The sequence below is a fragment of the Martinezella calliandrae genome, assembly GCF_030272695.1.
Classification (GTDB): Bacteria; Pseudomonadota; Alphaproteobacteria; order Rhizobiales; family Rhizobiaceae; genus Rhizobium; species Rhizobium calliandrae.
On record NZ_JARFYN010000071.1, the window covers coordinates 34,140 to 40,318 of the forward strand.

General features: G+C 55.2%; 6 protein-coding genes and 2 pseudogenes. 3 read left to right on the plus strand and 5 right to left on the minus strand.

What is annotated here, in order from left to right; translation table 11 throughout:
• Positions 1–103: 103 nt before the first annotated feature.
• Together PY650_RS32230 and PY650_RS32235 are read right to left on the minus strand one after the other, a co-directional pair.
• A complete protein-coding gene (locus tag PY650_RS32230; RefSeq protein WP_285883990.1) occupies positions 104–268 on the minus strand; it encodes a DUF1328 domain-containing protein in 165 nt (54 codons plus the stop codon).
• A 142-nt stretch (positions 269–410) separates the two neighbouring features.
• A complete protein-coding gene (locus PY650_RS32235) occupies positions 411–992 on the minus strand; it encodes a hypothetical protein (RefSeq protein ID WP_285883992.1) in 582 nt (193 codons plus the stop codon).
• A gap of 118 nt (positions 993–1,110) precedes the next feature.
• Between PY650_RS32235 and PY650_RS32240 the strand changes: the two genes are divergently transcribed.
• Together PY650_RS32240 and PY650_RS32245 are read left to right on the plus strand one after the other, a co-directional pair.
• Positions 1,111–1,389 (plus strand): hypothetical protein, encoded by a 279-nt coding sequence (locus PY650_RS32240; RefSeq protein ID WP_285883994.1) that lies wholly within the window; start codon positions 1,111–1,113, stop codon positions 1,387–1,389.
• Positions 1,390–1,627: 238 nt separating this feature from the next.
• Positions 1,628–1,852 (plus strand): annotated as a pseudogene (locus PY650_RS32245) (IS110 family RNA-guided transposase); the annotation flags it as partial.
• Between the two features lie 192 nt (positions 1,853–2,044).
• Here the strand turns inward: PY650_RS32245 and PY650_RS32250 are convergent.
• The gene (locus tag PY650_RS32250; RefSeq protein WP_285883996.1) at positions 2,045–2,854 is read right to left on the minus strand and encodes a mechanosensitive ion channel family protein; all 810 of its coding nucleotides are present in this window, start codon (positions 2,852–2,854) and stop codon (positions 2,045–2,047) included.
• 712 nt (positions 2,855–3,566) lie between these two features.
• On the opposite strand from PY650_RS32250, the pseudogene PY650_RS32255 reads away from it, so the two are divergent.
• Positions 3,567–4,474 (plus strand): annotated as a pseudogene (locus tag PY650_RS32255) (NtaA/DmoA family FMN-dependent monooxygenase); the annotation flags it as partial.
• A gap of 67 nt (positions 4,475–4,541) precedes the next feature.
• Here PY650_RS32255 and PY650_RS32260 read toward each other — a convergent pair.
• Together PY650_RS32260 and PY650_RS32265 are read right to left on the minus strand one after the other, a co-directional pair.
• On the minus strand, positions 4,542–5,660 hold the full coding sequence (locus PY650_RS32260) for a serine hydrolase domain-containing protein (RefSeq protein ID WP_285883998.1): 1,119 nt from the start codon (positions 5,658–5,660) through the stop codon (positions 4,542–4,544).
• A 226-nt stretch (positions 5,661–5,886) separates the two neighbouring features.
• The coding region (locus tag PY650_RS32265; protein ID WP_490390935.1) for a DUF4143 domain-containing protein at positions 5,887–6,179 on the minus strand (293 nt) is incomplete at its 5' end.

Below are 6,179 nucleotides of genomic sequence, written 5' to 3' on the forward strand. Positions count from 1 at the left end.
GATAGGGCTTTTTTATAAGAATAGACCTTTTGTCCCCCGAGGCGGTGATCGGAAGTTCAATGCTTCCTCGTCGCCGAGGACAAACGCGACTTCTTCCTTGCCTCTATGGCCGTCTCACCACCTGCATGACCAGCGAGATGACAAACAAAACCAAGAAAAGGAAGAATAGAAATTGGGCGATCGAAGCAGAGGCGCCCGCGATACCCCCAAATCCGAGAATACCGGCAATCAGCGCCACAACAAAAAACACCACAGCGTAGTAAAGCATCGTGATCTCCTTTCGATTCATGTGGGAGATAACGGAGCTCAGCGATATTGGTTCCGAGATGTCACGCCTGCGCCGTAGCTGAGCTTTTGAGCCGGCTAGAACACTGCCTTTTCAAGCCGAACAAATGGATGTCGGCTGCAGGTTATCCAAATTCGACGCCACGTTGGAACGACCTATCGCCTTCATTGGGTTCGGGCGGCTCTGCCGCCTGAAGGTAGAATTTGACGGGCGCCGTCAGGACAAACCAAATACTGGCTCCGAACACAAAACACGCGCCCGTCGTGTCAGCCGATCCCGCGAAGAATGGAAGGCTGGCGGACAGAAACAAGACGGTCATTCGCACTGACCATTCTGTCTCCCGTCTTGCGAATGCGGACGTCCTAAGCAACGCATATTCTCGGCGGCCATATGTATCGGTCTTTTTCTTCGAGAAAAGGAGCTTCCATGCGGAAGGAAGTCCCAGCATGATGAGGGCTGAAAGGCTGAGCATCAGCTCGGAGCCGTGCAGAAAATGTAAAGCGACAACCAACAGAAGCGAAAGGACAGCGAGATGCCAGGTCGGCTCGAGTCGCTCTGGAGGCTGCCCGGAAAAGATATGCCAGGTTCGAAGCCAATTGGCTGCGCCATCGAGAAGCGGTTGATCGATGTAGCGATTTATCCATTCCATGCGTAAATAGTCCCATTGCCGGAAAAAGAAGGGAACACCACGCAATTCGGTCATCATCGTGGCGACACCTCGGGCAATCGTCGCATCCGAGCTTTGCCAGGCGTCAGCCAGCGTTCCGAACTTCAAGAACAGAATGCCGTTTATAGCTACCTCTCATCCACGAAGGAGTCGAACCTTGAACACCGCCAACCTCCAACTCGAAGGTCTCCTCACCGCAATCGCTTCAGTCAATGCCCTTCTTGTCGACAGCGGCATCGTTTCTCGTGGCGAGATGCAACAGGCATTGGAACGTGCACAGCACGGCGTTAACGGCGAAGCTCGCGGCCTTTCGGAAGCCAACCAAAAGGCGATGCTCTTCCCCATCCGCGTGTTGCTGCTTGCCAATGACGACGCAGGTCAAGGGATTTCCAGGACATTCGCCCAATACGCGGAGGCGGTCGGCAAAGCATCCTGAAGAACTCGCAATTTAAGGACATGGCCGAGGAGAACCGATAGTTAAGGCCGCTCCTGCGTCCCGGGCGCAGCCGTGCGTTGGTTCGGATCCTCAAGACTGGATCTTAGAGCCTGACCGAAAAAGATAGGGTAATCGGCTTCGAGCCCGTCTTCGACCCGGTGAAAGGAGCAGCGCTTCGAGTTGATGATAAACGTGGTCTGACGTCATCAGCCCCAAGCATCTGAAAGGAAGCACTGCCATGAAATACCACGCCGGTCTCGACGTTTCGGTAAAGGAGACGAGTGTGTGCATTGTCGATGAAAAAGGGAAAATCTGCCGGGAAAGAAAGGTGGTCAGCTACCCGGACGATCTCGTTTCATTTCTGAGCGATCCTCAATGGCATTTTGAAAGGGTTGGCCTTGAAGCCGGACCGCTATCCCAATGGCTGTATGAGGGACTGGCCAAGGCTGGATTGCCTGCTATCTCCGCCTGATCGAACATGCCGAAGCCTGGATGCTCATCGCCCAGATCCGAATTCTCACCCGTAGGCTCGCAAGGTACTATGTTTATTGAACTCTTTTCGAGTCAGGCTCTTACCAGGAATCGGTCGGAGTGTTTGCCGACTATTCCCTCTGCGCATTAAACTGAGGGACGACGTCGTCACCGACTTCTCGCGCTACTTGAGTATGACGCCTTTAGCCGCAATACCGCGTCTCAGTCTGTCAATCATGTCGTGACGCGTCTCTGCCCATTCTCTCGTTTTTGCCCAGTATTCGATCATCAATACCGTTTTCTCCGCGGTGAGATCGTCTGAATAGACGCGCGGCGGCGGATCCTTGCGCACACGTTCGTCCGATTTGACGATCTCGAGGAGCGTCTGCGTTACCATGTCGATATCGACATCATTGCCCACGGCGACCGACAGTTGCTGACGTCGGCTGGCCTGGCGGCTGTGATTTGTGATCGCTGTATTCCAGAGGGTGGAATTGGGAGCCATCAGGTACAGGCCATCGGCTGTCTTCATTTCGGTTGCGAACAAGCCTATTTCGACAATGGTTCCTTCGACGTTGATTGTCTGGATATGCTCCCCGACACGCAGGGGTCTCAGGACCAGAAGCATGATGCCGGCTGCAATGTTTTGGAGCGTGCCTTGCAAAGCCAGGCCAATTGCCAAGCCGGCGGCACCGAGAGCGGCAACGATCGATGCTGTTTGAATGCCGAATTGCGCCAGTACGGCAACAAAGACAAAGATGAGAATACTGTAGTGCAGGACGCTTTCGAAAAAGCGGGCAAGTGTCTCATCGATCCCATGTATTTTTGATAGGCCTTTATAGGCCCACCGGCTGACCACTCCGGATAGAATCCAGCCGGCGATGAGAAGAATAATCGCGCCCAGAATGGAAAAGCTATATTGTACAACCAGCGCCGCCGCTTGGCTGAAGGCGGCGCGCGCGGCAAGGATGAGGTTGACCGGTTGATTTTCCATCGGAAAAGCCATCCTTTCAGACAGTGGCGACTGCGATTTGGTCTGAAATAGTCCGCTGTATTCGTTTTCAATGAAGATGATGCAATTTTGCGTGGACAGAGCCTGGCAGCCCGACCGATATCGAGATGGCGATGGCATGCGATTGCGGGCCGGAGCGGCTGCGGCAGAGGCGATGAGCGCACCGATGGAAATCTCCGCCTCCAGCCAGGCAACGTTGTGCGATAGCGCCGCCGCTTAAGGCGCGCTGTCGAACCGGCTTCCGCTTGAAGATAAAGAGATTTCGGCTGGCGGGCGGTGCTCAAGACGAAAAGAACTCGCAGCTTACTGGCGGTTAGCGGCGAGTTCTCTTCATTCAGTCCGCCGCAAAGCAGTCATCTGTCCGCCTTGTAGCTGCGCGAAATTCTTCGACTCAGCACCGCCCCGAATTCCATTAGAAAATTGCCACATGCCAAGGCGCTGCAATAGTCGCCAATATGTATTAGCGCTTTCGACAAAACGGGCGTTTCAACGGATTATCCAGTCGAGCTATCAAGCAAAATATTTCAATGGCGGAGCGGCTCTTTGATCCTTCGCCCATCGGGCGGAATGTTGTCCGCTCGATGGGCACGCCAGCATCGACAAAATCCGATGTGGTTCGCTTAAATAGAACATATGTTCTATAGATTATAGAATTTGCTGCCAGCCTTTCCTCGCAGCTATCGAGGAGAGAACGATGGCCGGCAGACAACGTCAGCTAAAGCTTGGAGCCTTCCTTTATCCGACCGGCCATCATATCGCGGCCTGGCGCCATCCCGATGCACGGGCCGACGCCGGCTCGAATTTTGCCCATTATGTCGAGCTCGCCCAGGTTGCCGAGGCGGCGAAGTTCGATCTCATCTTCATGGCCGACGGTGTCGGGACGCGAGGCTCGGACACCGAGGCCCTGCATCGCACCGCCACTCGATATGTAGCGCAATTCGAGCCGATCACCCTACTGTCGGCTCTTGCTGCCATCACCAGGAACATTGGCTTTGTCGCCACTGCCTCGACCTCGTTCAACGAACCCTATCACACATCGCCCGTAAATTCGCATCGCTCGACCATATCAGCGGCGGACGCGCCGGATGGAATCTCGTCACCTCCTCCAGTGACCACGAAACCCACAATTTCGGGCGGGACGAGCACTATGCCCATGCCGAGCGTTATGAGCGGGCCGAAGAGTTCGCAGACGTCATGCGCCGCCTCTGGGATACATGGGAAGAAGACGCTTTTCCGCGCAACAAGGAAAGCGGGATATATTTCGATCCAGAGAAGCAGCACATCCTCAATCACATGGGCAAGCACTTCAAGGTGCGTGGTCCACTGAATGTCGCACGTGCGCCGCAAGGCGATCCCGTGCTGGTGCAAGCAGGTTCCTCCGATCCCGGCAAGGAGCTTGCGGCGCGCACTGCGGAGATCATCCAGGAGCTTATCCATCCCGTCGTTGGCCTTTCCTTGCTCGCCGGCATTTCCGGAGGCGCCGACCTTTCGCAATATCCGGTCGACGGCCCTGTTTCAGACCTGCCGGAGACGAACGCCAGCAGGAGCCGCCAGAAGCTGCTGCTCGATCTTGCCCGTCGTAAAAATCTGACAATCCGCCAGGGCCGGAACTACCACTTCGATGGCGCGTGGATGTTGCCTCGGATCGAGCGCGGCGAATTGGCAAGCGTCATGCGCCGTATATCGCTCGGGCGATATCTTTTGGATAGGATCCCAGGCAGCCCTCAACCGCCGTGTTGGACATGATCGCAGTGGAAATGCCCTCTATCGGATCGATAAACCAATTGTGTCCATAAACTCCGCCCCACGTCACCGATCCCTTCGACATCGGAACCTCCGCTAAGATCGGATCTTGTATCAACGCACCCAAAAAGGAAAATCCTTGTCCTGGTTCGCCTGGGCGCAGGATTTTGCCTATTTGGTTGAGAAGTGCTGTTTTCGCCGTTTCATTCTTCAAAATGGGAGTCCCGCCCCGGCGGACAGCTTCGAGAAATGTGATTAAATCCGGCGCGGTACCGACCATGCCGGCACCGCCGGACTGGAAAGCCTTTGGGTTAAATAGCCGGGTCGGCGCAAAAGTCATCAGATTGCCGTCGCTATCCGGAACTAGATGACAGTCACTCATCCTAACGGCTGCCGGAATGGAATCGGCATAGGGTGTCGCAAGTCGCTCCGGATCACTGACCGAGAAATCGGTGTCGTCCATTCCAAGCGGTTCTGTCACATGACGACGCACAGCCTCACCCAGGCTGCACGCTTCGATCTGCGCGATAACCGCCCCAAGAACGTCGATAGCGATCGAGTAGGACCAAAGCGTACCCGGCATGGCCAAGAGCGGAAAGGTTGACAGTCGGCTGAAGTTCTCTTCGAAATCGAGATCTGTGTCGGCAAGGCCGCCATTGTACAACCGCTCGAGCGGCGTTGTTTTCGAATCTGCGCCGTAACTGAGACCTGCCGTGTGTGTCAGCAGATGATGGATGGTAATATCGGCTATCTCGCCATCCGGCTGCCTAGGCCGGAAATAGGGAAGATAATTGCTTACGAGGTCGCTGAGTGCCAGCCTGCCCTTGTCGACAAGAGCCAGAGCGGTCGCTGCCACAAGCGGTTTAGTCACTGAAGCGAGACGGAATATGGTCTGCGTTTCAGCGGGTTTTCCTATTTCACGATCCGCATAACCGGCAGCGCGGCTATAGACGGTTTCTCCCTCCCTGACGACGATCACGACAGTACCGACGATCTTGCCGGCCATGATCGCCTTGTCAATAACCGCGTCGATCTGCATCTTCATCGCAACCATCCTCCCGTGTGTCACAATAAGCACGCATAGGACTACCCATGCGGCCTGGATTCAGCAAGGCATGGAAGGAAGGAGACGGAAGGGGGGCGCGATTTTTCGGATCGGCATGCACCGGACTACATGTCGTTGATATCCAATAATATTACATCACTAATGGAATGCATTCATACTTACTGGCGCCCTCGTCAGCATTGGTACTTTCGAACCGCAGAATACGCTAGGCGAGTTCAGCCAAGGCCGTCCCTAACACTGACAGCGGCATTGCTTCCACGTCCTGCTTCATGGGGAAAACCTCATGTCCCGGGTAGACGACGATCCGCCGCGCCGGATTCAAATCCCCGCAAGCAAGATAGAAGCCCTTTTCGAGTTTCGGTGATAGACTGCGCTTGATTTCAATGGCCCAGGGTCGATCGCCCGGTGGCGTGAGGAGCAGATCGATCTCGGCACCGGCGGATGTCCTATAGAAATTACTCTGTGTTCCGGGTGGTGCTGCAGCAACCAACGTCTCGA

Excerpts from the sequence above, each read along its gene's own strand:
- PY650_RS32230 (WP_285883990.1), bottom strand. The coding sequence starts at position 268 with ATGCTTTACTACGCTGTGGTGTTTTTTGTTGTGGCGCTGATTGCCGGT.
- PY650_RS32235 (WP_285883992.1), bottom strand. The coding sequence starts at position 992 with ATGATGACCGAATTGCGTGGTGTTCCCTTCTTTTTCCGGCAATGGGAC.
- PY650_RS32250 (WP_285883996.1), bottom strand. The coding sequence starts at position 2,854 with ATGGAAAATCAACCGGTCAACCTCATCCTTGCCGCGCGCGCCGCCTTC.
- PY650_RS32260 (WP_285883998.1), bottom strand. The coding sequence starts at position 5,660 with ATGAAGATGCAGATCGACGCGGTTATTGACAAGGCGATCATGGCCGGC.